This is a genomic window from Sphingomonas sp. BL-S-30, from assembly GCF_055521475.1.
Genome location: NZ_CM145481.1, coordinates 2,515,414 through 2,541,574 on the forward strand (window position 1 = coordinate 2,515,414; position 26,161 = coordinate 2,541,574).

General features: G+C 67.3%; 24 protein-coding genes. 14 read left to right on the top strand and 10 right to left on the bottom strand.

Translation table 11 applies throughout. The features are described from left to right. Positions 1-129: 129 nt before the first annotated feature. The 4 genes from ACZ1I5_RS11655 to ACZ1I5_RS11670 all read right to left on the bottom strand — a co-directional run bounded on the left by ACZ1I5_RS11655 (position 130) and on the right by ACZ1I5_RS11670 (position 4,809). On the bottom strand, positions 130-2,583 hold the full coding sequence (locus ACZ1I5_RS11655; RefSeq protein WP_465173847.1) for a TonB-dependent receptor: 2,454 nt from the start codon (positions 2,581-2,583) through the stop codon (positions 130-132). Continuing rightward, positions 2,567-3,496 (bottom strand): FecR family protein, encoded by a 930-nt coding sequence (locus ACZ1I5_RS11660; protein ID WP_465173848.1) that lies wholly within the window; start codon positions 3,494-3,496, stop codon positions 2,567-2,569. The genes ACZ1I5_RS11655 and ACZ1I5_RS11660 overlap by 17 nt, the downstream gene beginning before the upstream one ends. A 54-nt stretch (positions 3,497-3,550) precedes the next feature. Then, positions 3,551-4,063, bottom strand: a complete 513-nt coding sequence (locus tag ACZ1I5_RS11665) for an RNA polymerase sigma factor (protein ID WP_465173951.1) — start codon at positions 4,061-4,063, stop codon at positions 3,551-3,553. Between the two features lie 98 nt (positions 4,064-4,161). After that, complete coding sequence (locus tag ACZ1I5_RS11670; RefSeq protein ID WP_465173849.1) at positions 4,162-4,809, bottom strand: M23 family metallopeptidase; 648 nt, start codon at positions 4,807-4,809, stop codon at positions 4,162-4,164. A 146-nt stretch (positions 4,810-4,955) separates the two neighbouring features. On the opposite strand from ACZ1I5_RS11670, the gene ACZ1I5_RS11675 reads away from it, so the two are divergent. From ACZ1I5_RS11675 to ACZ1I5_RS11715, 9 genes are read left to right on the top strand one after another with little or no spacing between them, the layout of a single operon-like run. Continuing rightward, on the top strand, positions 4,956-5,765 hold the full coding sequence (locus ACZ1I5_RS11675; RefSeq protein ID WP_465173850.1) for an aldolase/citrate lyase family protein: 810 nt from the start codon (positions 4,956-4,958) through the stop codon (positions 5,763-5,765). A 37-nt stretch (positions 5,766-5,802) separates the two neighbouring features. After that, positions 5,803-6,600, top strand: coding sequence for an inositol monophosphatase family protein (locus ACZ1I5_RS11680; protein ID WP_465173851.1), 798 nt, complete (start codon positions 5,803-5,805; stop codon positions 6,598-6,600). Then, positions 6,597-8,471, top strand: coding sequence for an SLBB domain-containing protein (locus tag ACZ1I5_RS11685; RefSeq protein WP_465173852.1), 1,875 nt, complete (start codon positions 6,597-6,599; stop codon positions 8,469-8,471). The genes ACZ1I5_RS11680 and ACZ1I5_RS11685 overlap by 4 nt, the downstream gene beginning before the upstream one ends. Positions 8,472-8,473: 2 nt before the next feature. Next, a complete protein-coding gene (locus ACZ1I5_RS11690; protein ID WP_465173952.1) occupies positions 8,474-9,583 on the top strand; it encodes a capsule biosynthesis protein in 1,110 nt (369 codons plus the stop codon). Continuing rightward, entirely contained in the window at positions 9,580-10,578 is a 999-nt protein-coding gene (locus ACZ1I5_RS11695; RefSeq protein ID WP_465173853.1) for a glycosyltransferase family 2 protein, read from the top strand. Before ACZ1I5_RS11690 ends, ACZ1I5_RS11695 begins: the two co-directional genes overlap by 4 nt. Beyond that, positions 10,575-11,873 carry a hypothetical protein gene (locus ACZ1I5_RS11700; RefSeq protein WP_465173854.1) on the top strand — a complete coding sequence of 433 codons (1,299 nt, stop codon included), beginning with the start codon at positions 10,575-10,577 and terminating at the stop codon, positions 11,871-11,873. The genes ACZ1I5_RS11695 and ACZ1I5_RS11700 overlap by 4 nt, the downstream gene beginning before the upstream one ends. Continuing rightward, a complete protein-coding gene (locus ACZ1I5_RS11705; protein ID WP_465173855.1) occupies positions 11,870-12,883 on the top strand; it encodes an NAD-dependent epimerase/dehydratase family protein in 1,014 nt (337 codons plus the stop codon). The genes ACZ1I5_RS11700 and ACZ1I5_RS11705 overlap by 4 nt, the downstream gene beginning before the upstream one ends. Then, a complete protein-coding gene (locus ACZ1I5_RS11710; RefSeq protein ID WP_465173856.1) occupies positions 12,880-14,700 on the top strand; it encodes a thiamine pyrophosphate-binding protein in 1,821 nt (606 codons plus the stop codon). The genes ACZ1I5_RS11705 and ACZ1I5_RS11710 overlap by 4 nt, the downstream gene beginning before the upstream one ends. Further along, the gene (locus tag ACZ1I5_RS11715; protein ID WP_465173857.1) at positions 14,685-15,146 is read left to right on the top strand and encodes a GtrA family protein; all 462 of its coding nucleotides are present in this window, start codon (positions 14,685-14,687) and stop codon (positions 15,144-15,146) included. Before ACZ1I5_RS11710 ends, ACZ1I5_RS11715 begins: the two co-directional genes overlap by 16 nt. Here ACZ1I5_RS11715 and rfbG read toward each other — a convergent pair. Together rfbG and rfbF are read right to left on the bottom strand one after the other, a co-directional pair. Then, positions 15,122-16,213, bottom strand: coding sequence for a CDP-glucose 4,6-dehydratase (gene rfbG, locus ACZ1I5_RS11720; protein ID WP_465173858.1), 1,092 nt, complete (start codon positions 16,211-16,213; stop codon positions 15,122-15,124). The two genes, ACZ1I5_RS11715 and rfbG, sit on opposite strands and share 25 nt — an antisense overlap. Then, a complete protein-coding gene (rfbF, locus tag ACZ1I5_RS11725; protein ID WP_465173859.1) occupies positions 16,198-16,971 on the bottom strand; it encodes a glucose-1-phosphate cytidylyltransferase in 774 nt (257 codons plus the stop codon). Before rfbF ends, rfbG begins: the two co-directional genes overlap by 16 nt. Before the next feature lie 28 nt (positions 16,972-16,999). Here rfbF and ACZ1I5_RS11730 point away from each other — a divergent pair, with 28 nt between their 5' ends. Further along, positions 17,000-18,697 (top strand): ArnT family glycosyltransferase, encoded by a 1,698-nt coding sequence (locus tag ACZ1I5_RS11730; protein WP_465173860.1) that lies wholly within the window; start codon positions 17,000-17,002, stop codon positions 18,695-18,697. Between the two features lie 80 nt (positions 18,698-18,777). Here ACZ1I5_RS11730 and ACZ1I5_RS11735 read toward each other — a convergent pair whose 3' ends face one another. Genes ACZ1I5_RS11735 through ACZ1I5_RS11750 form a run of 4 tightly spaced genes read right to left on the bottom strand, consistent with a single transcriptional unit; the run spans position 18,778 to position 22,561 of the window. Then, positions 18,778-19,332, bottom strand: coding sequence for a cysteine hydrolase family protein (locus ACZ1I5_RS11735; protein WP_465173861.1), 555 nt, complete (start codon positions 19,330-19,332; stop codon positions 18,778-18,780). A gap of 18 nt (positions 19,333-19,350) precedes the next feature. Further along, the gene (gene leuD, locus ACZ1I5_RS11740; RefSeq protein WP_465173862.1) at positions 19,351-19,977 is read right to left on the bottom strand and encodes a 3-isopropylmalate dehydratase small subunit; all 627 of its coding nucleotides are present in this window, start codon (positions 19,975-19,977) and stop codon (positions 19,351-19,353) included. Continuing rightward, entirely contained in the window at positions 19,974-21,377 is a 1,404-nt protein-coding gene (locus tag ACZ1I5_RS11745) for a 3-isopropylmalate dehydratase large subunit (RefSeq protein ID WP_465169436.1), read from the bottom strand. Before ACZ1I5_RS11745 ends, leuD begins: the two co-directional genes overlap by 4 nt. A 2-nt stretch (positions 21,378-21,379) precedes the next feature. Beyond that, complete coding sequence (locus ACZ1I5_RS11750; RefSeq protein ID WP_465169437.1) at positions 21,380-22,561, bottom strand: CaiB/BaiF CoA transferase family protein; 1,182 nt, start codon at positions 22,559-22,561, stop codon at positions 21,380-21,382. Positions 22,562-22,667: 106 nt separating this feature from the next. On the opposite strand from ACZ1I5_RS11750, the gene ACZ1I5_RS11755 reads away from it, so the two are divergent. The 4 genes from ACZ1I5_RS11755 to ACZ1I5_RS11770 are packed head-to-tail and all read left to right on the top strand — an operon-like array spanning position 22,668 to position 26,153. Further along, positions 22,668-23,624, top strand: a complete 957-nt coding sequence (locus ACZ1I5_RS11755; RefSeq protein WP_465173953.1) for a hydroxymethylglutaryl-CoA lyase — start codon at positions 22,668-22,670, stop codon at positions 23,622-23,624. Then, on the top strand, positions 23,621-24,304 hold the full coding sequence (locus ACZ1I5_RS11760; protein WP_465169438.1) for an isochorismatase family protein: 684 nt from the start codon (positions 23,621-23,623) through the stop codon (positions 24,302-24,304). The genes ACZ1I5_RS11755 and ACZ1I5_RS11760 overlap by 4 nt, the downstream gene beginning before the upstream one ends. Beyond that, positions 24,304-25,230: a polysaccharide deacetylase family protein gene (locus tag ACZ1I5_RS11765; protein ID WP_465169439.1), complete on the top strand. Its 927-nt coding sequence runs from the start codon at positions 24,304-24,306 to the stop codon at positions 25,228-25,230. Before ACZ1I5_RS11760 ends, ACZ1I5_RS11765 begins: the two co-directional genes overlap by 1 nt. Beyond that, complete coding sequence (locus tag ACZ1I5_RS11770) at positions 25,230-26,153, top strand: polysaccharide deacetylase family protein (RefSeq protein WP_465169440.1); 924 nt, start codon at positions 25,230-25,232, stop codon at positions 26,151-26,153. Before ACZ1I5_RS11765 ends, ACZ1I5_RS11770 begins: the two co-directional genes overlap by 1 nt. Positions 26,154-26,161 lie beyond the last annotated feature (8 nt).

Below are 26,161 nucleotides of genomic sequence, written 5' to 3' on the forward strand. Positions count from 1 at the left end.
CCCTGGTCCAAACCCGGCCCTGCTATGCGCCGCCGCGTCACTTGTCGACTCGCCCTGAATGAGGTGGCGGACAGGATGAGACCAGCGCTTGGAAAATCCCCCGCGCATTCAGACACAATCAACGCGACCCTAGAATGCGACGTCGAAGCCAAGCCTTATGCTGCGCGGCTGAAGCGGGGTGATCTGGTTGCGGTCCCGGACCAGGAAAGGCGACCCGAGCGCGAAGCGGTTGCCGCGGGCGTCGAGCAGGTTGGTCAGCGACAATGTCACCGCGCGCTTTGCGTTGCCAACCCTGAATTCGAGGCCGGTATCGAGATAATCGCCCTGGAGCTGCCCGAGGATCGCGCCGATCCCGAGCGTCGATTTTCCGACATAGCGGCCATAGCCGTTCACCTCGAAATCGAGCTTGTCCGACAGCGGCGTGGCATAAGCGAAGCCGAGCCGGCCGGTGGCATCGGCGACATTGGGGAGGCGATCGAAATTCGTCTGGGCGAGATCGGCCGGCAAGGTGGTCGTCCCGCCGACGATCACGAAGCTGCTCAGATCGCGCGTCGTCACCTTGCTGTCGTTGAGATAGATCGACGCGTCGAACGACAGGCCGTGAAGCGGTTGCCAGCGTGCCGACAGCCCGACTGACAGGACGCGGCCATCTCCCACATTGGCCGTGGTGGGGAAGCCGAAGCCATCGATCAAATCGGCCTGGATATCGTTCCAGCGCGACCAGGACGCATTCAGCGACAGGCTGAAAGTATCGCCGCTATAGCGAGCGCCGCCTTCAGTGGTGGCGACCCGATCGCCCTTGAAGCGCTGCACGAAATCCTGCCGCACCGCGATCCCGCCAGGGCGAAAGCCCTGCTGGTAGCGGGCGAACAGCGTCAGCCGGTCGGTCGCGCGCCAGGCGAGCGCGGCGGAGGGCAGGAACCGGGTTTCCGATCGGTCGCTGTTCGCGCCCGGATCGACCCTCAAGGCGACGGCGCGGAGCGCATCCTCGGAATCGCCCGCCAGACGGGAATGGGTTAGCCGCCCGCCGAATGTCAGCGTCAGCCGGTCGACCGGCTCGACCGACGTCTCGCCATAGAGCGTCTGTTCGTCCACCTGGTTGCGCACGCCGGTCAGCATCGCGGTGAGCGGCCCGACATCCATCAGGCGGTTCACCCGTGCCTCATTGTGGAGCACGCTGAGACCGATCACCCACCCCGTCCCGTCCGGGCCCCGGCGCGCGAGCCGGGTCTCGGCGGTAATCATCGAGATGCGGTCGGTCTGGATATAGGCGGCGGCCGCGGCGTCCACGACCGGCTTCACCACCGGGTCGAGCGGGTCCGCCAGTGCCGCACCTTCGAACTGCTCGAAGACATATTGATGGGCATAGCCGAGCGACGAGGTCAGCTCGAGATTACCCCATTGCTTGCGCACGACCAGGTCGCCGAGCCAGTAATCGTTGCGATAGGGCTGCGCCACGTCGCTGCTGCGGGTAAGGCCGTCGCCGCCACGTTCGGCATATTGGCTGTCGGCACCGTCGATGCGCTGGCCGACGCCGCTGAGGTCGATCGTCCAATCGTCCGCCGGCACGAAGCGCAGGGCGGCGCGGCCGCCGATGGTGCGGACGTCGTTCACATCCTTCAGTCCGCGGCCGGTATCGTCTATATAGCCGCCGTCGACGGAGCCGAAGGCAAGCGCGCGGAAGGCGAGCCGGTCGTCGACGATCGGCGCGTTGAAGATGAGCCCGCCATCGACCCCGGCCTGGCCATGCTGAACGGCCTGTGCGCCACTCCAGATCGTGCCGCCGGTCAGGTTCAGATCGGGCGCGCGCGGCACCACGCGGACGACGCCGCCGAGTGACCCCGCGCCATAGAGCGTGCCTTGCGGCCCTTCTAGCACTTCGACGCTGCGGATGTCGTAGAGGCGCAGGCTGGGATCGGGCGCGCTGTAGGTGATCCGGCTATTGCCCCAATATTGACCGACAGTGGCCTGGGTGGGACCGACAAAGCTGGAATCGGCGATGCCGCGGATGAACAGCTTGTTGCGGCCGGGCCCGAGATGCGTGGAGACGACGCTGGCGACGCGCGCGCCGATCGCGTCGGTGCCGCGCGCACCATCTGCCTTCGACACGGTGTCGCCGTCGATGATCTGCACGCCGCCGGGATAGACGCTGAGCGGCACGCTGCGCTTGGATCCCGTCACGACGATTTCCGCTGTGGCGGTCTCGTCCGGCACGGTGACCGGTTGCCGCGGCGCCCCGCGCGCGACGCGTACGGGTGGCGGCGGGAGCGGCACATATTCGATGAGAAAGGTGTTGGTCGCGACCCGCCGGGCGGCGAGGCGGGTGCCAAGCAATATCCGCTCGAGCGCCTGGGCCGCGGTGAATTTGCCGCGCACGGCCTTCACCCGCTGCGTCGCCAGCCGGGAGTCGCGAAAGCCGATGCTGGTGCCGCTCTGACGGCTGAGCAGCCGGATCGACTGGTCGAGCCGGGCAGCGGGAATGTCGATATCCGCCGCCTGCTCCTGGGCATGCGCAGGCGCGCCGATCAGCAGGACTGCGGCGATCAGGGGAAGGGAGAGAGCGGTGTTAGTGCCGCCGGACATTGGCTGGGGTCATCGTCCAGCTATCGCCCCGCTCGGCAAAGGTCACGCCGAGAAGCGGGCCCGCGCGCGCCAGCACTTCGCGCGGAGGCCCTCGCAACACCAGCGTACCGGTGAAGCGAAGGCGTGCTGCCCCGTTTGCGACCCGAATCGAGCGTCCGGTATTACGGGAGAGATCGCGCGCGACCTGATCGAGCGTCGCATCGTCATATTGGAGCTGGCCCGATTGCCAGCTGCCGATTCCTTCCGGGCTGGCCCTGCGTAGCGCCGGCGCGGCATCACGGTCGGCCCGGGACAGCGCGTCGCCCTGGTTGAGCCGGATGCGCTGCTTGCCTGCCTCATAGTCGACAGCGCCTTCAGCGACCGCCACGTCAAGGGCATCACCGCTCCGCACCACGTTGAAGACAGTGCCGATATCGACGAGCCGCGTGCCATCGGCGACCACGACGAACGGGTCCTTCGCATCATGCTTCACGTCGAACAGCGCTTCGCCCTGGGCCAATGTGACCTGGCGCGGCGCATCGGGATCGAACGATACGCGCGTGTCGCCGTTCAGCATGACGCGCGAGCCATCGGCGAGATCGATCGTCCGGTGCTCGCCCTGCGCCGTCGCGACTTCGTGCACGGGCGCATCGCGCAGCATCACCGTCCCGCTGACCACTGCCACCAGCGCCGCCGCGATCGCGCCGCCGGCGGCAAACCAGCGCCCGCGCAGGGGGGAGTGCGCGGGCGCTGTCGACGCCGCAACAGGGGATGCGGCGAAGAGCTGGGCCGCCCAGGAATCGTCTTCCAGAGCCACCTCATAAGCGGTCAGGTGGCGGGGATCGCTCTCCAGCCATGCGGTGAGCCCGTCCCAATCGGCGAAGGACGCGTCATGGGCACGGATCGCCCAGAGCCGCGCTGTTTCTCCAATCATACCAGACCCTTGTTCCATCATGCCCACCTCACTGACATGACGGACTCGCTTTCGCTATTCCGCATCGAACTGTTCCTTGAGTTCGGCGAGGGCGCGATAGGCCTTTTGCAGATCCTTCTCGACCGAGCTGAGGCTGACCCCCAGGTCGCGGGCGATCGCGGCCTGGCCGACGCCGTCGAGGCGATAGCGGCGAAACACCTGCTCGACACGCGGGCCGAGCCCGGCCAGCATCGCTTCGGCCTGGCGGACACGTTCGCGCGCGATCAGCACGCGCTCGCCCAGCGGCTCGTCCTCGGGGGTCGGGCCGGCGTCGTGCCAGTCCATCTGGCGACGCTCGCGGCTGACCAGCGAGCGGCGGCGATCGCGCATCAGATTCTCGGCGGCACGGAACAGATAGGCGACAGGATCAGCCACGGGCTGTCCGGGCGCGATGGCGACGCGCTGCCACAGGTCGTGCAGCACATCCTCCGCTTCGTCGCCGGCGCCGCGCGCGGCGAGGAAGCGCAAAAGCCGCGCACGCTCGTTCAAGATGACGCGCTGCAGGCCGTCGATCGACTCACCCTCCATGGCGTTACGCAAAGCATCCGGGGAGGGGCTTGCCAAGCCCGGTTGCCGCGCGGCAGGGCCAGCCTGTCGCGACGTCGGGACCGGTCCCCCGACAAGCATCAGAGACCTGCTCCAACCACTGACTCCGTTTCCGCGCGAGCGCGGGCAAAAGCGGAGATATGGGGCTCCCCCCCACCCAGCGAAACCCGCGCCGCCGCCGGCTCCCCGCTGAGCCATGCAAGCGGGCCGGTCGGCTGGCCGTTCAGCCGCACCTCGAAATGGAGATGGCTGCCGGTCGAGCGGCCGGTGGAGCCCATCATCGCGATCTCCTGACCGCGCTCGACGTGCATGCCGGGCCCAACCATGAACCGGGAAAGATGCGCGTAGCGCGTCACCAGCCCGCCGCCGTGATCGACCTCGATCATGTTGCCATAGCCACCCGCCTTGCCGGCGAAATGCACCACGCCGCCCGCGGCCGCCAGCACGGGGGAACGGAGCGGCCCGGGTATGTCGATGCCGCTGTGCAGGGCGGGCCGGCCCAGGATCGGATCAACGCGCCAGCCGAACCCGGAGGACAAGCGCGGCAGGTCGACCGGTACCGATGTTTTCGGCGCCGAGACCGGCATTTCCGGCAAGGCCGCGGACTCGGCCACAGGCTCGTGCAGAACCGCGTCATGCCCGCCGGGTAGCCTGTCGTTATCGGCCGCCGCCATCCCCGAGCTGCCCAAAAGCCACAAGGCACCGGTCAGCGGAAGGGCGGAAAGCACTGGCATTATGTCTGAAGGACGGAGACCTTCCGCCCGTCCCGTAAGCCTGATTCAATTATTTTTTGCGGTCCCGTTTCGGCTGCGGGAATGGCCGCGGCGCTCCGTCCCTCAGTTCACCAACAACGGCTGCACTCAGGAGACGAAGGGTGAATTCGACCGAACGCCGCATGCTCGACATGCTCAAGAAAGGCCGCGACCGCTTCGGCGTCGTCGCGGTGAAGGCGGAATTCGAAGCGGAAGGCACGCGTCCCGACGAGCTGCTGCGCCTGCTCGAGCTCGCCTATCGCGCCGACCTGAAGGTCGCGCTCAAGATCGGTGGCTGCGAAGCGGTGTCGGACCTGCTCGCCTCGAAACTCTACGGCGCCAATTACATCATCGCGCCGATGGTCGAGACGCCCTATGCCCTGTCGAAGTTCGTCGAGGCCAAGGCCAAGGTCTATGGCGACGACAGCGACACGCAGTTTCTGTTCAACCTCGAGACCGAAACGACGCTGCGCAATCTCGAAGCGATGCTACCGCTCGCCAAGGTGGCGCTGGATGGCGTGGTGTTCGGCCGGGTCGACTTCACCCTGTCGCGCGGCCTGCCGCGCGGCGCGATCAACGATCGCGGGATCACTGACGCGGTGCTCACCGTCGCCAGGTCCTGCGCCGAGCACGGGCTGGAACTGGTGGTCGGCGGGTCGGTCGCGGTCGAATCCGGGCCCGCGCTGCGCGAGATGCGCCGCATCCGCCTCGACCGGTTCGAGACGCGCAAGGTGATCTTCGACGGCAGCGCCGCCGACATGCCCGGCTTCGAGGCGGCGATCAGCAATGCGGTCGCGTTCGAGCTCGCCTGGCTGGAGAACAAGCGCGATTATTATCGCACCATCGCCGACGAGGACCAGTCGCGAATCCGGATGATCCAGGATCGCATGGCCGTCGTCGCGCGCGGTCGGCTGGCCAGCGTCGCTGCCTGATCCGGACATGTCGCTGAAGGAGGAAGTTGCCGCCTTGATGCGAGGCGTTGCCGCGACCGCGGTGACGCCGCGTTTCCGCACGCTCGCTGCCAGCGAGATCGCGGAGAAGAGCCCGGGCGAGATCGTCACCAGCGTCGACCGCGAGGCCGAGCGGCTGTTGCACGAAGGACTCGAGCTGATCGGCATCCCCGCCCGCATCGTCGGCGAGGAAGCGGCGGAGCACCAGCCCGAGCTGGTCGACGGCATCGGCGAGGGGCTGGTCTGGCTGATCGACCCGCTCGACGGCACCGCCAATTTCGCCGCGGGCCGCGCGCCCTTCGGCATGATGGTGGCGCTGGTCGAGGAAGGCGTGCCGCTCGCCGGCTGGATCCTCGACCCGCTCAGCGGGCGGATGTGCCATGCCGCAAAGGGTGCCGGCGCTACCTGCGACGGCGTGCCCGTGCGCAGCAGGCCGACGGGCAATGCCATGCCGGTCGCGGCGCTGGGCACGCATTTCATGACGCCGGAACGTCGCGAGCGCGTCCATGATCTCGCCGATACGCGGTTCGAGCGCGTGCCCGTGCCGCGCTGTGCCGCCGAAAGCTATCCGCGGCTGGTGCTCGGCGAGAATGACCTGACCCTGTTCCAGCGCACCCTGCCATGGGACCATGCCGCCGGCGTGCTGTTCCTGACCGAAGCGGGCGGCTTCGTCACTGACTGGAGCGGCACGCCGTACCGGGTCGGCAGCGGCCGCGGCATCCTCGCCGCCGCCGACGAGCGGCTCTGGGTGGCCGGTGCCGAATTGTTGCTCGGGCCGACGGCCGGCCTGATCGAAAGAGAAGATTGCCCCATATGATCACGTCCTGGAAGCGAGTGCTGCTCGGCTGCGTGTTCGCGCTGCCGCTGATCCCGGCCGAAGCGGGCGCCCAGCTATCCCCGCCCGTGTCGCCCACCGGGCAGCAGGGTGGCGACGATGCCATCTCGCGCGGGGCCGCCGCTGGGCAAGTCGCGGTGCCGCAGGCGGAAGTCCGGCCTTACGAGCCGACCGTCATCGACAGCCGGCCCGGCGCGCCGCCGCCCGACAGCGCTGCCGACAGCGTGACGAAGAAGCAGCCGGCACCCCGAGTAGCGAACGAGTTCGAGGCGTTCGTCTCCGAGGCGGCGGGCAAGCCGCTGCGCCGCTTCGGGGCCGAGCTGCTGGTGCCCGGCGCGCGCGACTTCACCGTGGCGCCCACCACCACCGTGCCGCCGGATTACCGCCTCAACCCCGGCGACGAGCTTCTGCTCGGCCTGACCGGATCGGTGCAGGCGGCGGATTTGCGGCTGACGATCGACCAGGAAGGCCGGATCTTCGTGCCGCGCGTCGGCGCGATCACGGTCGGGGGCATGCGCTATGGCGATGTGCGCGAGGTGATCGCCCGCCAGGTTTCGCGCCAGTATCGCGGATTCGATCTGCAGGTGTCGGCCGGGCGGCTGCACGGCATCACCGTTTACGTGACGGGCTTCGCCGCGACGCCGGGCTCCTATACCGTCAGCAGCCTGTCGACCCTGGTCAATGCTGTGCTCGCGGCCGGGGGACCTTCCTCGGGCGGCAGCTTCCGTTCGATCCAGCTTCGCCGCGACGGGAAACTGGTTTCGGACTTCGACCTCTACGACCTGCTGCTCAAGGGCGACAAAACCGGCGACGCAGCGCTGCAGAATGGCGACGTCATCCATGTCGCGCCGGCCGGCGAGCAGGTCGCCGTGATCGGCAGCGTCAATCGCGAAGCCATTTTCGAGATCGCGCCGGGCGAGACGCTCAACGATGCCGTCCTTTATGCCGGCGGCGTCAACACCGTGGCCGACGACAGCCGGCTGATGGTGCTGGATTCGCTCGGCAAGTCGGAATCGGGCTGGCGGCAGGTCACCGCCGCTGAGGCGCGGAGCCGCAAGGCGCGGCGCGGCGATATCGTACGGGTATTGTCCGATGTCGGCATCGCCCGCCCGATCGACCAGCAACCGGTGCTGGTGACGATCAGCGGCGAAGTGGCGCGACCGGGCCGCTATTATTTCCGTCCGGGCACAAGGCTCGAAGACGTGGTAACTGAGGCCGGCGGCCTCACCCCCCAGGCCTTTCCCTATGCCAGCGTGATCACGCGCGAGAGTGTGAAGGCGCAGCAGAAGCTGAGCTTCGACCGAGCGATCAAGGACATGGAGTTTCAGCTCACGGCCCAGCCCGTGGTCTCGGCCAATCGCGCGCAGCTGGCCCAGCCAGGCAATCTCGCTTTGGTCCGCTCGATCGTCGAGCAGCTCCGCACGCGCGAGCCGAGCGGGCGGCTGGTGTTCGACCTCCCGGTCACGGCGCCGGCGCTGCCCGGCGACGTGATCGTCGAGAATAACGACACCATCTATGTGCCGCCGCGGCCGGTGACGGTAGGCGTGTTCGGTGCGGTACCGAGCCCGGCGTCCTTCGCCTATCGCGACGGCAGTTCGATCGGCGACTTCATCCGGTCGGCGGGCGGCGTGCAGCAGCTCGGCGACAAGAGCGAGATCTTCGTGGTGCGCGCCAACGGCACCGTGCTGGCGAACGGCAAGAAGATATTGCACGCGCCGGCGCTGCCGGGCGACCTGGTGTATGTGCCGATCGACGCCAATCGCGGCGAGTTCTGGGCGCGCCTGCGCGACATCACGGGCAGCCTGTTCGGCGGCCTGGTCGGTGCGGCGTCGATCAAGGGACTGGCAAATTGACGATGATCGCGCGCGTGACCGATGCGGTGCGCGATCCGCACTCGCGGCGGCTCGGCTATATGGTGCTGGCGCTGTTGCTGGCGGCGCTGTGCGTCTTCCCGCGCCCCTATGTCGCCCGGGCGAAGTTGGTGCCGCAGGACAGCAACAGTGTCGGGCTGGGATCGATGATGAACGCGCTCGGCGGCCAGCTCCAGGGGTTCGCCGCCTTGCTCGGCGGCGCCAAGCAGCCGATCGACATGTATCTCGCGATCTCGCGCGGCACCGAAGTGACCGACGACGTGATCCGGCGCCTGAAGCTGGTCGGGCCAGAGGGTTATGCCAGTGCCGATGCGGCGCGGCTCGCCCTCGCGCACAGGGTCGACGTGCATTCGCTGACCGGTGGCATCGTCGAGGTCGAGGTCCGGATGCATGACCCGGCCAGGGCGCAGGCGCTGACTGGCGCTTATGTGCAGGCGATCAGCGATCGGATCATCGCGCTGGGCCGCGACCGGGTCCGCCGCAAGCGCGACGTGGTGCAGGACCGCTTCAAGGAAGCCGCCACCCGCGTGACGACCGCCGAAGCCGCACTCAACGGCTTCCGCCGGCGCAACAACCTCGCCGAGCCGGAAGCGCAGCTCGGCTCCGCCCTGTCGCTGCGCGCCGGGCTCGAGGCGCAGCTTCAGGCCAAGCTGGTCGAGCTGGAGACGCTCCAGCGCTTCCAGGGGCCGGACAATCCGCAGCTCCAGTCGGTCCAGTCGGAAGTCGCCTCGATCCGCGCGCAGATCGCGCGTACGGCCGAAGCGAAGGTCGGCGTCACCGGACCGAACGTCGCCGGCCTGTCGCAGGTCTCGGGCGAATATCTCAACCTCTATCGCGACTATCGCTTCGCCCAGGCGCTGTACGAAGTCTATGCGCGGTCTTCCGAGGAAGTGGCGGTCGAGACGCTTGCATCGGAAACCGCGTCCGACGTGCAGGTGATCGAGGCGCCACGCCTCGATGCCGATCGCAAATACAACATCTCCGCGGTTGCCCTGCTTGTCCTGACGATCCTGGCGGCGTTGTTCACCGAAATCTACGCGCCGGCGACCGGCATCGACCTGGGGCTGAAGCGCCGCGAGGACGGTGCGCGATGACCCCCAACGACGGCGCGGGAGCCGACGGGGCGATCGAGCTGTCGATCGTCATCCCCTGTTACAATGAGGAGGAGAATGTCCTGGCGATCTGCGCCGCCGTGACGGCGGAAGCGGAACGCCATGTGCGGTCGCACGAGATCATCCTGATCGACAATGATTCGACTGATCGCACCCGCCTGCTGATGCGGCATCTCTGCGCCGAGGACCCGCGCATCCGGGCGATCTTCAACAACCGCAATTACGGCCAGATGCGATCGCCGACCTATGGCATCTATCAGGCCGAGGGCGCGGCGGTGATCGGCATGTGCGCCGATTTCCAGGATCCACCGGAGATGATCGGGGCCTTCGTCAAGCAATGGCGTGCGGGCGCTCAGGTGGTGCTGGCGCAGCGGCGATCCGAGCGGACGCCGCCTTTGCTGACGGCCGCGCGGTGGCTGGGCTACGGCTTGCTCAATCGTTACGGCGACTATCCGGTGATCCCCGGCGCGACCGGCTTCGGCCTGTATGCGCGCGAGGTGATCGACACGCTCGCGGCGTGGAACGAGCCCGAGCCGTTCTTCCGCGGCATGCTGGTCGAGAGCGGGTACCGCCTGGCGATCCTGCCGTTCGACCGGCCCGAGCGCGCGGCGGGCGAGACCAAGAACAATCTCGCCGCGCTGTATTCCTTCGCGCTGTCCGGCCTTGCCGGATCGGCCAAGTCGCTGCTGCGTCTGCCGATCCCGCTTGCCTTCCTGGCGGCCGCAGGAGTCGTGCCGCTTGCGGCGGGCGCGGTGGCAACCGCGATCATGGGTGGCAGCGCCTGGCCGCTGTTCGGCCTGACGATCGCCACCGCGATGTTCGCGATCATCCTCCTGTTCCTCGGCCTGATCGGCGAACAGGTGCGCATGCTCGCCGAGCGCAGCCGCAACGTGCCGCTGGTGATCGAGGAGGAACGGCTCAACTTCCCCGCCGCCCGCGCCCGGCCCGCCGCGCGGACGCTGGTGCGCGGGCCATGAGCACCCGGACGCGGCTTTCCCTGCTGCCCGAGGTCGCGCTGGCGCTTGCCGTGGTGGCGAGTGTCGCATGGACGGCCATGCAGTTCCGCGAGACTGGCTTCCTGCCCCAGCCCTTCGTGTTCGACACCAACGACACGTTCATGGACTGGTTCAACACCGCTTATTGGGCGAATCATCCCGGCGCTTTCTCGGTGTGGCGGACGGTCTATCCGCCTTTGTCCTTCGTCTTCCTCGATCTGTTCAGCCTGCCCGGCTGCTATCTCCAGTCGCCCTTTTACGCGCGCGACTGCGACTGGTTCGCGCGCTCGACGATCATCGGCTTCTATCTGCTCGATGTGGTGCTGGTCTGGTGGAGCTTCCACCGCGCCGATCCGCGTACCGCGCCGATGCGCGCGATCGCTTTCGGTCTCGGCCTGCCGCTGCTGTTTACGCTGGAACGCGGCAACCTGATCCTGGTCGCCCTGCCCTGTTTCATCATTGCACACGGGCCACTCGTCCGATCGAGCGCATGGCGCGCGCTCGCCGCCGCCGCGACGATCAACTTCAAGCCCTATCTGCTGCTCCCGGTGCTTGCCCAGGCCGTGAAGCGCGACTGGCGCGGGCTCGAACTGGCGGGTCTCGCCACTATCGCGCTTTATCTCGTCACGCTGGCACTCATCGGCAGCGGCACGCCGGGTGAGATCGCGGCGAACACCGCCAACTGGGTCGTCTTCCAGGGCGGGCAGGTGTGGAACGAGATCCATTATTCGACCAGCTATGCGCCGCTGCTCCAGGTCCGCAACGCGCAGATCCCGGTGCTCGATTTCGTGCCGTCGCGCACGGTCGAGACGATCGAACGGATCGTGCCGCTCCTGATCCGCGCCAGCCAGGGCGTGGCGGTGCTCGCGCTGGCCGCTGCCTGGCTGCAGCCGCGCGCGCTGCCGCCGCACCGCGTCGCGACGATCCTGCTCGGCGCGTTCCTCGTGACGCAGTCGCCGGGTGGCTATACCCAGGCGTTCCTGCTGTTCCTCGTGCTGCTCGAGCCGTGGCGCGGCGCGGGGCCGATCACCGCGATCGTCTGCGCTTATCTGCTCTGCCTGGTCGCCGACTGGCCATTGTCGACCGTGCTCGACCTGTCGCTCGACAGCTGGCTCGGTGGTCGTCCGGTGAGCCCGAGCTTCGGCCTCGCCATCGGGCATTTCGTCCGGCCGGGCCTGGTCGCGCTGATCCTGTGGTCGCTCGCGCTCGACAGCGTGGCGCGGGCGATCCGCGCGCATGCGGCCCATCGCCCCTCGCTCGGGCTGATGCCGGCATGATCCTGGAGCAGGATCTCGATGCGGTGCACACCGCGCTCGCGCCGTTCTGGTGGCGCCTCGCCGGCGCGCGCATCTTCATGACGGGCGGCACCGGTTTCATCGGCCGCTGGATGCTCGAAGCATTGGCCCGCGCCGAGACCGATATCGAAGTGACCCTGCTGAGCCGCGACCCCGCCGCTTTCGCCGCCAGGGTGCCGCATCTCGCGCGGCGCTTCCAGCTCGTCGCGGGCGACGTCACCGACTTTGCACCGCCCGGCGGCCGGTTCACGCATGTGATCCACGCCGCGACCGACGCCAGCGCCGCGCTCAACGCCAATGATCCGCGCCGCATGTTCGACACGATCGTCACCGGTACCCGCCGCGCGCTCGACTTCGCGGTCGATCGCGGCGCCGAACGGTTCTTCTTCCTCAGCTCGGGCGCGGTCTATGGCGCGCAGCCCTGGGACGTCACGCATGTGAGCGAAGACTGGATGGGCGGTCCCGATCCGCGCGATCCACGCTCCGCCTATGGCGAAGGCAAGCGCGCCGCCGAGATGCTCTGCGCCATCTACGGCAAGCAGTTCGGGCTCGAGACGGTCAACGCCCGCATCTTCGCGCTGCTTGGCCCGCTCCTCTCGCTCGACATCCACTTCGCCGCGGGCAATTTCATCCGCGATGCGATCGCCGGCCGGACCATTCGGGTCGAGGGCGCGGGCACCGCGGTACGATCCTATCTCTATGCCGCCGACCTGACGGTGTGGCTGTGGACATTGCTGATCGCCGGCAAGCATGGCGCGGTCTTCAATATCGGATCGGAGGAAGCCGTCTCGGTCGCCGACCTGGCACGGCGCACCGCCGTCCTGCTCGGCGCGCCCGATGTCGAGATTCTCGGCCGGCCCGATCCCGGCTGGAACCCCGGCCGCTATGTCCCGTCGACCGCGGCGATCCGCGGTGCGCTCGGGCTCTCTCCCACGATCGGCCTCGACGAGGCGATCCGGCGCACCGCGCTTTCGAACGGATGGACTCAATGACCCTGATGAAACTCTCCGACTGGGTGGCCGAACGGCTGGCCCGGCACGGCATCGAGCATGTCTTCATGCTCACCGGCGGCGGGGCGATGCACCTCAACCACTCGCTCGGCACGCATCCCGATCTCGCCACGACCTTCACGCATCACGAGCAGGCGCTTTCGATGGCGGCCGAGGCCTATTACCGGCTGACCAACCGGCTGGCGGTGGTGAACGTGACCTCCGGCCCGGGCGGCACCAACGCGATCACCGGGGTGTACGGCGCCTATGTCGACTCGATCGGCATGCTGGTGCTGTCGGGCCAGGTGAAGCGCGAGACCACGGTGCGCGCGACCGGCCTCCCTTTACGCCAATATGGCGACCAGGAGCTCGACATCGAGGAGTTGATCCGCCCGATCACCAAGTACGCGACGATGGTCAACGATCCGCAGACGATCCGCTACCATCTCGAAAAGGCGCTTCACCTCGCGACCAGCGGGCGGCCCGGGCCGGTCTGGCTCGACATTCCGCTCGACGTGCAGGCCTCGAAGATCGATCCAGATTCTCTGCCCGGTTTCGACCCGGCCGAGCTGGACGAGCCCTGGACCGCCACCGACCTTTCGGCCACCGCCGGGACGATCCTCGACCTGATCCGCAGCGCCGAACGCCCGGTGGTATTTGCCGGCGGCGGCGTGCGGCTGTCGGGCGCCTATGATGATTTCCTGAAGCTGATCGAGAAGCTCGGCGTGCCCGTCGTCACCGGGTGGAACGCGCATGACGTGCTGTGGAACGATCACCCGCTCTATGCCGGCCGCCCCGGCACGGTGGGCGACCGCGCGGGCAATATGGTCACGCAGAGCGCGGACCTGTTGCTGGTACTCGGCAGCCGGCTCAACATCCGCCAGGTCAGCTATAACTGGCAGAGCTTCGCGCGCGCGGCGTTCAAGATCTGGGTCGACATCGACCCCGTGGAACTGCGCAAGCCCAATGTCGTGCCCGACATGCCCGTGGTCGCCGACCTTGCCGGACTGATCCCGGCGCTGCTCGACCAGCCCTATGCCGGCCCCAATGAAGATCACCGCGAATGGATGGAGTGGGCGCGCGAGCGGGTCCGGCGCTTCCCGGTCGTGCTGCCGGAATATCATGACCATGGGCCGCTGATGCACCCCTATGTCGCGATGGACGCGCTGTTCCGGCAATTGGGCGAGGACGATCTGGTCGTCACCGGCAATGGCAGCGCCTGCGTCGTCAGCTTCCAGGCGGCGGAGATCAAGCGCGGCCAGCGGCTCTGGACCAATTCGGGCTGCGCCACGATGGGATACGAGCTGCCCGCAGCGATCGGCGTGTGCGCCGCGACCGGTGGCAAGCAGCGCGTGATCGCCATCGCCGGCGACGGCAGCATCATGATGAACCTGCAGGAGTTGCAGACGATCGCGGGTTACGGCCTGCCGGTGAAGATCTTCCTGATCAACAACAGTGGCTATGTCTCGATCTTCCAGACTCACCGCAACTTCTTCAACGGTGTGGAAGTGGGCGGCGGGCCCAAGAGCAACGTGACCTTTCCGGACTTCGGCAAGGTCGCCGGCGCCTTCGGCTTCGCCTATTTCCGGGCGGACACGCATAACGAACTGCCCGGTGCCATCGCCACGGCGCTGGCGACCGAAGGCCCGGTACTGTGCGAGCTGTTCGTCGACGAGCATGTCTCCTTCGCGCCCAAGCTCGGCGCAAAGGCGCATCCCGACGGGCGGATCACCTCGCCTGCGCTGGAGGATCTGTCGCCCTTCCTGCCGCGCGAGGTGCTGCGCGAGAATATGCGAATCCCGCTATGGGAAGAATCGTGATCGCGGGCGGGGCGCGGCGCCCGCTGCGCTTCCTTGTGGCCGGCGCGGCGAACACGGCGTTCGGCCTCGCCATCTATCCGCTGCTATTGTGGAGTTCGCCCATACTCCACCGCCATTATCTGATCGCGCTGGGTATCGCCCAGGCGATCAGCCTGTGCTTCGCCTTTACGACCTACAAGCTCGGCGTCTTCCGCACGCGCGGCAACATCCTGCGCGAATTCGGCACCTTCTCCAGCTTCTACCTGCTCAACTATGCCACCAACTGGGCCACCCTGCCGCTGCTGGTCGAGGTCGCCGGCCTGCCGCCGGTACTGGCACAGCTCGGTTTTACCGCGGTGCTGATCGTTGGCAGCTGGTTCTGGCACAATCACGTCACCTTCCGCCGGACGGACGAGCGGAAGGCGGCGGAACCGAGGCCCGCTCAGGCGGCTGATCGGATCGCGTAGCCAGTGGTGGCCTGATAATCGGCAATCTGCCCGCGGGTGACGGCGCGCGCATCGGCACCGCCGGCGACGGCCTTGTGCCAGCTCACGATCCAGTCGAGCGCTTCGTCCAGCGCGAGCGCCGGGTGCCAGCCAAGCGCGGCGCGCGCCTTTGAGCAATCGAGCCGCAGCAATCCCGCCTCATGCGGCCGTGGGCCGGTATCGGGCAGCGCATCCGCCGCGCCGCCGCCCCAGGCCGCGCGCATCCGCTCGACGATCCAGGACACCGGCCGGGCATCCTCGTCGGACGGACCGAAGTTCCAGGCATCGGCGAACTGCCGCTCGCCGGCGAGCAACCGCTCGGCGATCATGAGATAGCCGCCCAGCGCCTCCAGTACATGCTGCCACGGCCGCACCGCATCGGGCGCGCGGATCAACGGCGCCACGCCCGCCTCGAAGGCACGGACCAGATCGGGCAACAGGCGATCGGCCGCCCAGTCGCCGCCACCGATGACATTGCCCGCGCGGACTGACGCGAGCAGCGGCCCGCCATGGTCGAAGAAGGAGCGACGCCAGGCCGACACGACCAGCTCGGCCGCGCCCTTGCTGCTGCTATAAGGGTCGTGCCCGCCCATCGGGTCGCTCTCGCGATAGGGCCAGATCCATTCGCGATTCTCATAGCATTTGTCGCTGGTGACGCAGACGATTGCCTTCACGCCGGGGGTGCGCCGCGCTGCATCCAGCAGGTGCACCGTGCCCATCACATTGGTCGCGTAGGTCTCCACGGGCTCGGCATAGGACAGCCGGACCAGCGGCTGGGCAGCAAGGTGGAAGATGACTTCCGGTCGGGTCGCCTCGACCACCGCGCGCATGGCGGCGAGATCGCGCACATCGCCTTCGACATGCCTGACCACCCCCCCGATACGCGCTGCCTCGAACAGGCTCGGCTCGGTCGGCGGCGCCAGCGCGAAGCCGGTGACCTCGGCGCCCATCATGTGGAGCCACAGGCTGAGCCAGCTGCCCTTGAAGCCGGTGTGCCCCGTGACGAGCACCCGGCGACCGCGCCACGCGCCGCTCACCAGCGCTTCCACGGCGCGTTGCCGGCGCGCCACAATTCGTCGAGCTGCATCTTGTCGCGCAGCGTATCCATCGGCTGCCAGAAGCCGTCATGCCGATAGCTCATCAGCTCCCCGCGCCGCGCCAGCTGTTCGAGCGGGCCGGATTCCCACACGGTCTCCGGCCCGTCGACCAGATCGAGCACCGAGGGGTCGGCAACGAAGAAGCCGCCATTGATCCGCCCGCCATCGCCCGCCGGCTTTTCGCGGAAATCGGTCACCAGATCGCCGTCGAACTCGAGCGCGCCGAAGCGGCCCGGCGGCGTGACCGAGGTGATCGTTGCGCGATGGCCATGCGCCTTGTGGAAGCGCACCAGTTCGCCGACATCGATGTCCGCCACGCCGTCGCCATAGGTCAGGCAGAAAGGCTCGTCGGGATCGAGGTGATGGCGGATCGCCGCCAGCCGGCCGCCCGTCATGGTCTCCGCGCCGGTATCGACCAGGGTGATGCGCCACGGCTCGCTGCGGGCGAAATGCACCTCCATGCCGTTGCCCCCGCGCAGGTCGATCGTGACGTCCGACGTGTGCAGGAAATAGTTCGCGAAATATTCCTTGATCAGATAGCCCTTGTAGCCGAGGCAAATGACGAAGTCATTGAATCCGGCCGCGGAATAGATCTTCATGATGTGCCAGAGGATCGGCATGCCGCCGATCTCGACCATCGGTTTCGGCCGCACATTGGTTTCTTCGCCGAGCCGGGTGCCCAATCCGCCAGCCAGGATTACGGTTCGCATCGTCGCTCCACGTCATGTCTTCACCAGCATGACGAAACCGATCGCCCCGGCCCGTAACGGGCGACCCCATGGATGGGCCGAAAAGGGCGCCTTGGTGCTGATTCTCGCGGTGGCGGCTGCGCTGAGGATCCACGGGGTGGGTTTCGGTCTGCCTTCGCTCAACGACCCGGACGAGCCGCTGTTCATGATGACCGCGCTCGAGATGCTGCGGAACCACAGCCTCAATCCGGGCTGGTTCGGCCATCCCGGCACGACCACGCTTTATTGCCTCGCGCTGGTCAGCCTGGCGGTCGGCGGCATCGGCATCGCCACGGGCCGCTTCGCCGACGGCCAGGCGCTGATGGCGGCGGCCTATGCCGACCCCGGCATCCTGTTCCTGCCTGGGCGACTCTTCATCATCGCGTGCGGCATTGCCTGTGTGGGACTGCTCTGGTCGCTCGGCAGGAAGCTGGGCGGGCCGCGTCTCGGGCTGATCGCGGCGGCATTCCTCGCGGTGAATGCCGTCCATATCCAGTATTCGCAGATCATCCGCACCGACGTGCACGCCACCATCTTCATGCTGTTGTGCACGCAATCGGCCGTGGCGATCGCCCGCCACGGCCGCCCGCGCGATTATGTGCTGGCGGGCGTCTGGGCCGGCCTTGCCTGCGCGACCAAATGGCCCGCGGTGATCATCATCCTCAATCCGCTCTGCGCCGGCCTCTATCGCGGTCTGTCCGATCGCCGCGATTTGCACCGCCTGGCGCTGCTGCCTGCGGCCGCGCTCGCCGCCCTGCTGATCGCCTCGCCCTATCTGGTGCTCGATCACGCAACGGTGCTGCACAACCTCGCCGGAGAAGCACGCACGGTCCATCCGGGCGCCACGGGCGGCGGCTTCCTCGCCAATCTCGGCTGGTATGTCTGGCACCCGCTGCTGAGCTCCTTCGGCCCGGTCGGGCTAGCGCTGGTCGCGGCCGGCACCCTGGGCGCGCTGTCCCGCCCCCGAATCGCCGCGGCGGTCCTGCCGGGGGGCCTCGCCTTCATGGTCGTCATCGGCGGACAGGCCCTGTTATGGGAGCGCTGGATCGTGCCGATGCTGCCGTTCGCCGCGCTCGCCGCCGCGGCCGCGCTCTGCTGGCTGGCCGACTGGGCGCGGGCCCGGCTGAATCGCCCCTTGCCCTTTCTCGACGCTGCAGCGGCGCTGCTGCTGCTGATCCCGATGCTGCAAGCCGCGCGGGTGGGCGCGATCGAGCGCGCGCAGGACACGCGCCAGGTCGCCAGCGCCTGGATCCGCGCCAACGTCCCGCGCGGCAGCACGATCGTGACGGAACCTGCCGCCTTCGATCTGCTGCAGGGGCCATGGCGCTTCCTCTTCCCGCTCGGTTCGCTCGGCTGTGTCGATGCCCGCGCCATCCTCGCGGGGCAAATCCGCTATTCGAAGGTCGAGACCGTGCGATCGGGGCGCGCCGTGGTCGATCTGGCGCATGTGGATGCGGCACAGATCCCGACCTGCCATGCCGATATCGCAATCCTGTCCCATTATGACGGCTATCGGGCCGATCCAGCGCTTTTCCAGGATGAACTGAGTCGCTACGCGCTGTTGCTTCGGGGAGGCAGGCAATTGGCCGTTTTCCGCCCGCAACCCGGCTCGCGCACTGGGCCGGTCGTGCGGATCATGCGCCTGGCCCGCACGCAGACAGCGTTCACGCACCCGAAGTCACCGAGACGGGCTGGACCCACACGGTAGCGATTGATCGCGACTCCCGCGATCTCGACCGGATCAGCGATCCGGCGATCCATCGCGGCGGGTCGACCATGTCGTCCGGTTCATCCCAGGCCAGCCGCCCATTCGGCGCCCGAAACCACCCTGGCCTGCCGCGGGAATATCTTCCGCATCAGCACGTCGTGCACTTCGGCGTCCGGATCGAAACAGCCGTCGGACAGCACGGTCATGCGATAGGTCATGTCGAACGCCTGGCGCAGCGTCGAGAGCACCACGCCACCCGTCGATACGCCGGCCAGCACCAGATCGCGGATGTCGTGCGCGCGCAGCACCAGTTCCAGGCCGCTGCCGGCAAAGGCGCTGAAACGGCGCTTGTCGATCACCGGCTCGCCGTCCTGCGGCACGAATTCCTCCAGCAGCCGCGACGATGCGCCGCTGAACCGGCCCGCCGCCTTCGCCCCGGAAAAGACCGGAGTCTCCTCGCCGATTTCCGGATAGCCGTCGCGGAAGCCCACCTTGACGAAGATCACTCTCACACCGCTGGCCCGCGCCGCCGCCAGCGCGTCGAGCGCGACCTGCACCGTGCCGGCCGCGCGCGAATGCTCGGCGATGTCGGCCTGGAAATCCATCAGCAGCAAGGCGGTACGGGCATTCGACATGGAAAATTCCTCTTGGGGTCAGCCGAGATAGGCCCAGGGCCTGAGCGCCCGGTCGGTCGCCTGGAACGCTGCGATGTCGGCGCCGCGTTCGAGCGTCAGGTCGATCGCGTCGATGCCGAACAACAGCATCCGCCGCGCCTCGTCGTCGATCCGGAAGATCCAGTCGCGATCCGCCACCGTCACGCGCAGAGCCTCCAGATCGATCGTGACCTGTTCGCCGCCAGCGCTCGCCTCGACTATATCAGCGATCGCGCGCACCGCCTCCTCGGTCAGTTCGACCGGCACGATGCCGTTGCGCACGCAATTGCCGCGAAAGATCGGGTTGAAGCTCGTCGCGATCACTGCGCGGAAACCATATTCGGCCAACGCCCAGGCGGCATGTTCGCGGCTCGATCCGCAACCGAAATTCGCACCGCCGATCAGAATCCGCGCGTTCGCAAATTCAGGCCGGTTGAGCACGAAACCGGGCTCGGGTTCGCGCCCGCCGATCGCGGTATAGCGCCACCCGGCGAACAGTCCGTCCGCCAGCCCTTTCTTCGATACCGATTTCATCTCGCGCGACGGGATGATCGCGTCGGTATCGATATTGTCGCGCACCAGCGGCAGCGCGACGGCGGCGAGCGAGCGGAACGGGGCCGCGCTCATGCCGCCAGCACCCGCGGGTCGGCGATATGCCCGGCGATCGCCGAGGCCGCCACCGTCTCCGGCGAAGCGAGGTGCGATCGGGTCTCCGGCCCCTGCCGGCTTTCGAAATTGCGGTTGGTCGACGTGATTACACGCTGCCTGAAACCGAAGCTCTCGCCCCCGGCGAAGAAACACATGGAGCACCCTGCCTCGCGCCATTCGAACCCGGCGTCGCGGAACACCCGGTCCAGCCCCTCGGCTTCGGCCGCAGCTTTGACGGCGGTCGATCCCGGCACGCAGATCGCCTTCACGCCTGCGGCCACCTTGCGCCCGCGCAAGATGTCCGCCGCGCGCCGCAGGTCGGAGATACGGGCATTGGTGCACGATCCGATGAACGCGGCATCGATCGGCAGCGTCTCCAGCCGGTCGCCGGGCTTAAGCCCCATATAGCTCAGCGCGCGATCATGCGCCGCCTGGGTCCCGCACGCCACCGCATCAAAGGCCGGCACCGGCTCGCCCAGCGCCAGCGCCTGTTGCGGGCTGGTGCCCCAGGACACCATCGGCGGCACATCGGCCGCGTCGATGACATGATCTGCGTCGAACACCGCGTCCTCGTCGGAGTTCAGCGTGCGCCAGAATGCCACCGCTCCGTCCCACGCCGCGGCGTCGGGCGCATAGCTGCGCCCCTGCAGATAGGCGAACACCACTTCGTCCGGCGCGATGATCGCGGAAAAGGCAGCGAGCTCGGTCGCCATGTTGCACAGGGTCAGCCGCCCCTCGACGTCGAGCGCGCGCACGGCCTCGCCGGCATATTCGAGATGATGCCCGCTCGCCCCGGCCGATCCGAACCGCGAGACGATGTGCAGCGCGAGGTCCTTCGCCGTCACGCCCGTGCCGAGACGCCCGCGGACGGTGATCCGCATCGTCTTCGGCTTGCGCACCCGCAGCGTCGCTGTCGCCAGCGCATGTTCGGCTTCAGTCGATCCGATGCCCCAGGCCAGCGCGCCAAGCGCCCCTTGCGTGCAGGTATGGCTGTCCGGACAGACCAGCGACAGGCCCGGCAGCACGATGCCCTGCTCGGGCGAGATCACATGCACGATGCCCTGCCGCGGGTCGCCGATGTCGAACAGGGTCAGCCCGGCGTCCAGCGCGGCCTTGCGCGTGGCAGTGATGAACTGCGTGCCGGTCGGCATGATCGTGCGATCGCCCCGCCCCGGCAGCGTATCGACGATATGGTCCATCGTCACGAATACCTGGGCCGGCACGGCGACTGCACGGCCCGCCTCGGCAAGGCTCTCCAGCGCGACGCTGCCGGTCCGTTCGTGCAGCAATATCCGGTCGATCAGGAGCAGGTCGGTCCCCTCTCCCAGATCGGCGATGGTGTGCAGGTCCCATAATTTGTCGAACAGCGTACGGCCCATGGTCAGGCGACTCCGCCGTTCGCCCGCAACTCGGCGATCGCCGGCGCCCCATAGCCAAGCTCGGCCAGCACGGCATCGCTGTCGGCGCCGATCCGGGGAATGTCGCGCTGAAGCTCAAGCCGCGCGCCGTCCAGCTCGACCGGCAGGCCCGGCAGCTTGGTCGTGCGGCCATCGGGCAGGGTCAGCTCGATCAGCCCGCCCGCATTCAGATGCGCATCGTCGAACAGATCCTCGGGCCGCGCGATCGGGGCGAACGGCAGGCCGATCGCCTCCACTTTCGCGATCAGCTCGGCGCGCGGCATCGCGCCGAACAAGGCGCGAATCTGCGGCACAATCTCGTCGCGCGCCAACACGCGCTGGTTGTTCCTGGCGAAGCGCGGATCGGCGCCCAGCGCGTCGAGCCCGAAGGCAGCGCAGAACGCCACCCATTGCGCATCGCTCACCACGCCGACGAACAATTGCTCGTCCGGCACGGCGGTATCGAACACGTCGTAGATCGCCCAGGCCGAGATGCGCACCGGCATCGGCCGCGCCGCCTGCCCGGTCACCGCCGCCTGCGCCATATGCTGGCCGACCAGGAAGGCAGTGGTCTCGTACAGCGAGCAGCGCACCTCACCGCCTTCCCCGGTGCGGTGGCGACGTTCCAGCGCGGAAAGGATGCCGATCACGCCGAACATGCCGCCGGTGATGTCGATTACCGAGGAACCCGCGCGAAGCGGCCGGCCGGGAGGCCCGGTCATATAGGCGAGGCCGCCCATCATCTGAGTCACTTCGTCGAGCGCCGTGCGGTTCTCATAGGGGCCGGCAAGGAATCCCTTGGCCGAGCAATAGATCAGCCCGGGATTTTCCGCCTTCAGCGATTCGTAGGACAGGCCCAGCCGCGCAAGCGTGCCGGGGCGGAAATTCTCGATCAGGATGTCGGCGTCGACGGCCAGCTGGCGCGCCACCTTCAGCCCGGCTTCGCTCTTCAGGTCGAGGCAGATGCTGCGCTTGTTGCGGTTGAACATCGGAAAATAGCCCGCGCCGGAACCCAGCAGCTCGCGCGTCTGGTCGCCGCCGATCGGCTCGACCTTGACGACCTCGGCACCAAGGTCCGCCAGGATCACGCCGACCGCCGGCCCCATCACCATATGGGTGAATTCGACGACTTTCAGGCCGGCCAGCGGTAAGGCGCTCTGCTTCATTCGTATCTCGATATTGCTGTAAGCACGCCTTGAATGGCGCGTTTCATTTGATATAGACGTAAGACAAATAACGCAACGGGCAACGAAAGGTCCTCCAGTGAACGTCATGGACGGCATCGACATTCTGGTCAGCGAGGTGGGCCCGCGCGACGGGTTGCAGAGCATCTCGCCGATCATGCCGACCGAGACAAAGAAGGCGTGGATCAGCGCTGAAGCAGCAGCCGGCGTGCGCGAGATCGAGGTCGGCAGCTTCGTGCCGGCCAGCGTCCTGCCCCAGCTCGCCGACACCGCAGAGATCGTCGCCCACGCGCTTACCATCCCGGGCCTGACCGTCGCGGTGCTGGTTCCCAACGTGCGCGGCGCGCAGGCCGCGATCGAGGCCGGCGCGCACAAGATCACCCTGCCGCTGTCGGTATCCGAAACGCATTCGTTGGCCAATCTGCGCCGCACGCACGAACAGGTGCTGGCCGGTGCCAGGGAAATCGCCGCGATGATCGCTGCCTTGCCGGCGGGGCGCCGTCCGCATTTCGAAGGGAGCCTGTCGACCGCGTTCGGCTGCACGCTCGAAGGCCCGATTCCGGATGCGCAGATCGCCCGCCTCGCCGAGGGGCTGATGGCGGCTGGCTGCGACGAGGTCGGCATTTCCGACACCACTGGCTATGCCGATCCCGCGGCGGTGAAGCGGCTGATCGCGCTGGTGCGGAATGCCGTCGGCGGTGATGCCGTCACCGGCATTCACCTGCACAACACGCGCGGCCTCGGCCTTGCCAACGCGCTCGCTGCGCTCGAATGCGGCCTCACCACGCTCGATTCGTCGCTCGGTGGCCTGGGCGGTTGTCCCTTTGCGCCGGGCGCATCCGGCAATATCGTCACCGAGGATCTCGTCTTCATGCTCGAGGCGATGGGCCTGCGCACCGGCATCGATATCGATCGGCTGACCGCGGTGCGCGAGATTCTGGCGCACGCCCTGCCGGGCGAGCCGCTTTATGGTTTTATCCCCGATGCGGGCGTGCCGCTCGGGTTCAAGACGGCCGCTGCGCGCCGGATCGAGGAGGTTGCATGAATATCGTCGGCACGAAGATGGTCAGCGACGGCAAGACCGCGCGACAGCTGTTCGACGAGGTGATGGCCAACCCGGCGCGCGCCAAGTTCGGCTTCGGCGACAAGCTCGCGATCGTGAACGTCGATTTCCAGAACGCCTATACCCGCATCGACGAATTCAAGACTGCCTATGAAACCGATCCGCGCCAGATCGAATACGTCAACACCCTCTCCCGCCTGGCACGCGCCAAGGGCATGCCGGTGGTGTGGACTCACGTCGCCTATGCCGAGGACGCGTCCGATGCCGGTGTGTGGGGAACGCGCACCAACACCCCGGATTCGCTGCAGAACATCAAATATGACTCGCGCCGCCACGCGTTTGACGATCGCTGCGAGATCGATCATGCAAAGGACGCGATCTACACCAAGCGCATGCCCTCGCCCTTCTTCGAAACGCCGCTGCAGAGCCTGCTCGTGTGGCACAAGGTGGATACGGTGGTGATCACCGGCGGCTCGACCTCGGGCTGCGTCCGCGCGGCCGCGGTCGACTCGCTTTCGCGCGGCTATCGCACGATTGTCCCGATCGAGACCTGCGCCGACAAGCATGAGAGCTATCACTTCGCCAACCTCACTGATCTTCAGCTGAAATATGCCGATGTCGAGCCGGTCCAGACCGTGATCGACTGGCTGGAGGCGCGTTGATGCGGGAAGGTGATGCCGACCCCGGCCTGTACGATTTCCGCCCTTACCGCGATCGTGCGAAGATCGCCTGGCCCGACGGCAAGACAGTCGCCGTCTGGGTCTCCCCGAACATCGAATTCTACGAACTGGATCCGCCGGCCAACCCGCATCGCAAGAGCTGGGCGAAGCCGCATCCGGACGTGGTCGGCTACAGCCACCGCGATTATGGCAACCGCGTCGGCCACCAGCGGCTGGTCGACGTCATGGAACGCCACGGTTTCAGGGGCTCCGTCTCGCTGTCGGTCGCAATGTGCCAGCATCATCCGGAGATCATCGCCCAGGTCAACGCGCTTGGCTGGGAATTCTTCAGCCACGGCGTCTACAACACGCGCTACAGCTACGGCATGGACGAGGCGCAGGAGCGCGCGCTGATCGAGGATTCGATCGGCACGGTCCGCGAGGCGACCGGCCAGACGATCAAGGGATGGCTCGCCCCAGCCCTTACGCACACGCCGCGCACGCTCGATCTGATCGCCGAATATGGCCTGACCTATACTTGCGATCTGTATCATGACGATCAGCCGGGGCCGGTGCATGTCGCCGCGGGCCGGCTGGTGTCGATGCCGTACAGCCTCGAAGTGAACGATCATTACGGCTTCTCGGTCTACAACATGTCCCCCCGGGAATATGCCGAAACGCTGATCCGCCAATTTGATCGCCTCGCGACGGAAGGCGCGCAGTCCGGCACGGTGATGTGCATCCCGCTGCACGCCTATCTGATCGGCCAGCCGCACCGCATCGGCGCGTTCGAGGAGGTGCTGCGCCACATCGCCGCCGACGGGCGCGCCTGGATCACCCGCAGCGGCGACATCGCCGATCATTTCCTGGCCCATGATTACGATGCCGCCATGGCTGACGCGGCGCGCTACACGACGAAAGGCCGGTAATGGCGCTCGATCCCGCGTATCTCGAATATTCCCGGCGCCGCCACGGCATGGACCATGATTCCTATCCGTGGTCGAGCATCACGGAACGACCGCCGCTCGCCTGGCCCGGCGGCAAGGGCGTCGCGGTATGGATGCTGGTCAATCTCGAATGGTTTCCGATCACCCCGGCCGACAAGCCGTTCCGCGCGCCGGGGCACATGCAGACCTCCTATCCCGATTATCGCCATTATACGGCGCGCGAATATGGCACGCGCGTCGGCTTCTATCGCCTGCTCGATGCTTTCGCGAAGGTCGGCGCGCCCGTCTCGGTCGCGGTCAACGCGGCCATTGCCGATCGCTATCCCTCGATCATCGCCGATATCGTCGCCGCGGGGCATGAGATCGTCGCGCATTCGACTGACATGAACGGCACCATCGCCAGCGGCATGGGTTCGGATGCGGAGCGAGAATTGATCCTGAAGTCGATCGATTCGCTTGAAAAGGTTTCAGGCAAGCGCCCGCGCGGCTGGCATTCGATCGCCCGCTCGCAAAGCTTCGCCACACCCGGCCTGCTGGTCGAGGCAGGCCTCGACTATATGTGCGATTGGGTGAACGACGAGCTCCCCTATCGCTTCGCCACACCCCAGGGCGACATCGTCAACCTGCCGCTCAACCACGAGCTCTCGGATCGACAGATCCTGGTCAACCAGCAGCATTCAGTCGATTCCTATGTCGAGCAGATGACCGACGCCTATGACCTGCTCGAAGCCGAAAGCGCGACCTTTGGCGGGCGCATGCTGCCGCTCAACCTCACGCCGTACATCATGGGCCTGCCTTACCGGATCGACGCGTTCGAACGCCTGCTCGCCGATCTCGCGGCCCGCCCGGCCACCTGGTTCGCGCGCGGCGATGAGATCGTCGATGCGGCGAAGGGCGTGATCTAGGGCTGGAT

What these genes read in the sequence shown, in the direction of transcription:
- ACZ1I5_RS11750 (WP_465169437.1), bottom strand. Translation starts at nt 22,561, where the DNA reads ATGAAGCAGAGCGCCTTACCGCTGGCCGGCCTGAAAGTCGTCGAATTC.
- ACZ1I5_RS11680 (WP_465173851.1), top strand. Translation starts at nt 5,803, where the DNA reads ATGCGAGGCGTTGCCGCGACCGCGGTGACGCCGCGTTTCCGCACGCTC.
- ACZ1I5_RS11690 (WP_465173952.1), top strand. Translation starts at nt 8,474, where the DNA reads ATGATCGCGCGCGTGACCGATGCGGTGCGCGATCCGCACTCGCGGCGG.
- ACZ1I5_RS11760 (WP_465169438.1), top strand. Translation starts at nt 23,621, where the DNA reads ATGAATATCGTCGGCACGAAGATGGTCAGCGACGGCAAGACCGCGCGA.
- ACZ1I5_RS11685 (WP_465173852.1), top strand. Translation starts at nt 6,597, where the DNA reads ATGATCACGTCCTGGAAGCGAGTGCTGCTCGGCTGCGTGTTCGCGCTG.
- rfbF (WP_465173859.1), bottom strand. Translation starts at nt 16,971, where the DNA reads ATGCGAACCGTAATCCTGGCTGGCGGATTGGGCACCCGGCTCGGCGAA.
- ACZ1I5_RS11710 (WP_465173856.1), top strand. Translation starts at nt 12,880, where the DNA reads ATGACCCTGATGAAACTCTCCGACTGGGTGGCCGAACGGCTGGCCCGG.
- ACZ1I5_RS11765 (WP_465169439.1), top strand. Translation starts at nt 24,304, where the DNA reads ATGCGGGAAGGTGATGCCGACCCCGGCCTGTACGATTTCCGCCCTTAC.
- ACZ1I5_RS11700 (WP_465173854.1), top strand. Translation starts at nt 10,575, where the DNA reads ATGAGCACCCGGACGCGGCTTTCCCTGCTGCCCGAGGTCGCGCTGGCG.
- ACZ1I5_RS11715 (WP_465173857.1), top strand. Translation starts at nt 14,685, where the DNA reads ATGGGAAGAATCGTGATCGCGGGCGGGGCGCGGCGCCCGCTGCGCTTC.
- ACZ1I5_RS11695 (WP_465173853.1), top strand. Translation starts at nt 9,580, where the DNA reads ATGACCCCCAACGACGGCGCGGGAGCCGACGGGGCGATCGAGCTGTCG.
- ACZ1I5_RS11745 (WP_465169436.1), bottom strand. Translation starts at nt 21,377, where the DNA reads ATGGGCCGTACGCTGTTCGACAAATTATGGGACCTGCACACCATCGCC.
- leuD (WP_465173862.1), bottom strand. Translation starts at nt 19,977, where the DNA reads ATGAGCGCGGCCCCGTTCCGCTCGCTCGCCGCCGTCGCGCTGCCGCTG.
- ACZ1I5_RS11730 (WP_465173860.1), top strand. Translation starts at nt 17,000, where the DNA reads ATGACGAAACCGATCGCCCCGGCCCGTAACGGGCGACCCCATGGATGG.
- ACZ1I5_RS11665 (WP_465173951.1), bottom strand. Translation starts at nt 4,063, where the DNA reads ATGGAGGGTGAGTCGATCGACGGCCTGCAGCGCGTCATCTTGAACGAG.
- ACZ1I5_RS11705 (WP_465173855.1), top strand. Translation starts at nt 11,870, where the DNA reads ATGATCCTGGAGCAGGATCTCGATGCGGTGCACACCGCGCTCGCGCCG.
- ACZ1I5_RS11735 (WP_465173861.1), bottom strand. Translation starts at nt 19,332, where the DNA reads ATGTCGAATGCCCGTACCGCCTTGCTGCTGATGGATTTCCAGGCCGAC.
- ACZ1I5_RS11755 (WP_465173953.1), top strand. Translation starts at nt 22,668, where the DNA reads ATGGACGGCATCGACATTCTGGTCAGCGAGGTGGGCCCGCGCGACGGG.
- ACZ1I5_RS11770 (WP_465169440.1), top strand. Translation starts at nt 25,230, where the DNA reads ATGGCGCTCGATCCCGCGTATCTCGAATATTCCCGGCGCCGCCACGGC.
- ACZ1I5_RS11655 (WP_465173847.1), bottom strand. Translation starts at nt 2,583, where the DNA reads ATGTCCGGCGGCACTAACACCGCTCTCTCCCTTCCCCTGATCGCCGCA.
- ACZ1I5_RS11660 (WP_465173848.1), bottom strand. Translation starts at nt 3,496, where the DNA reads ATGATTGGAGAAACAGCGCGGCTCTGGGCGATCCGTGCCCATGACGCG.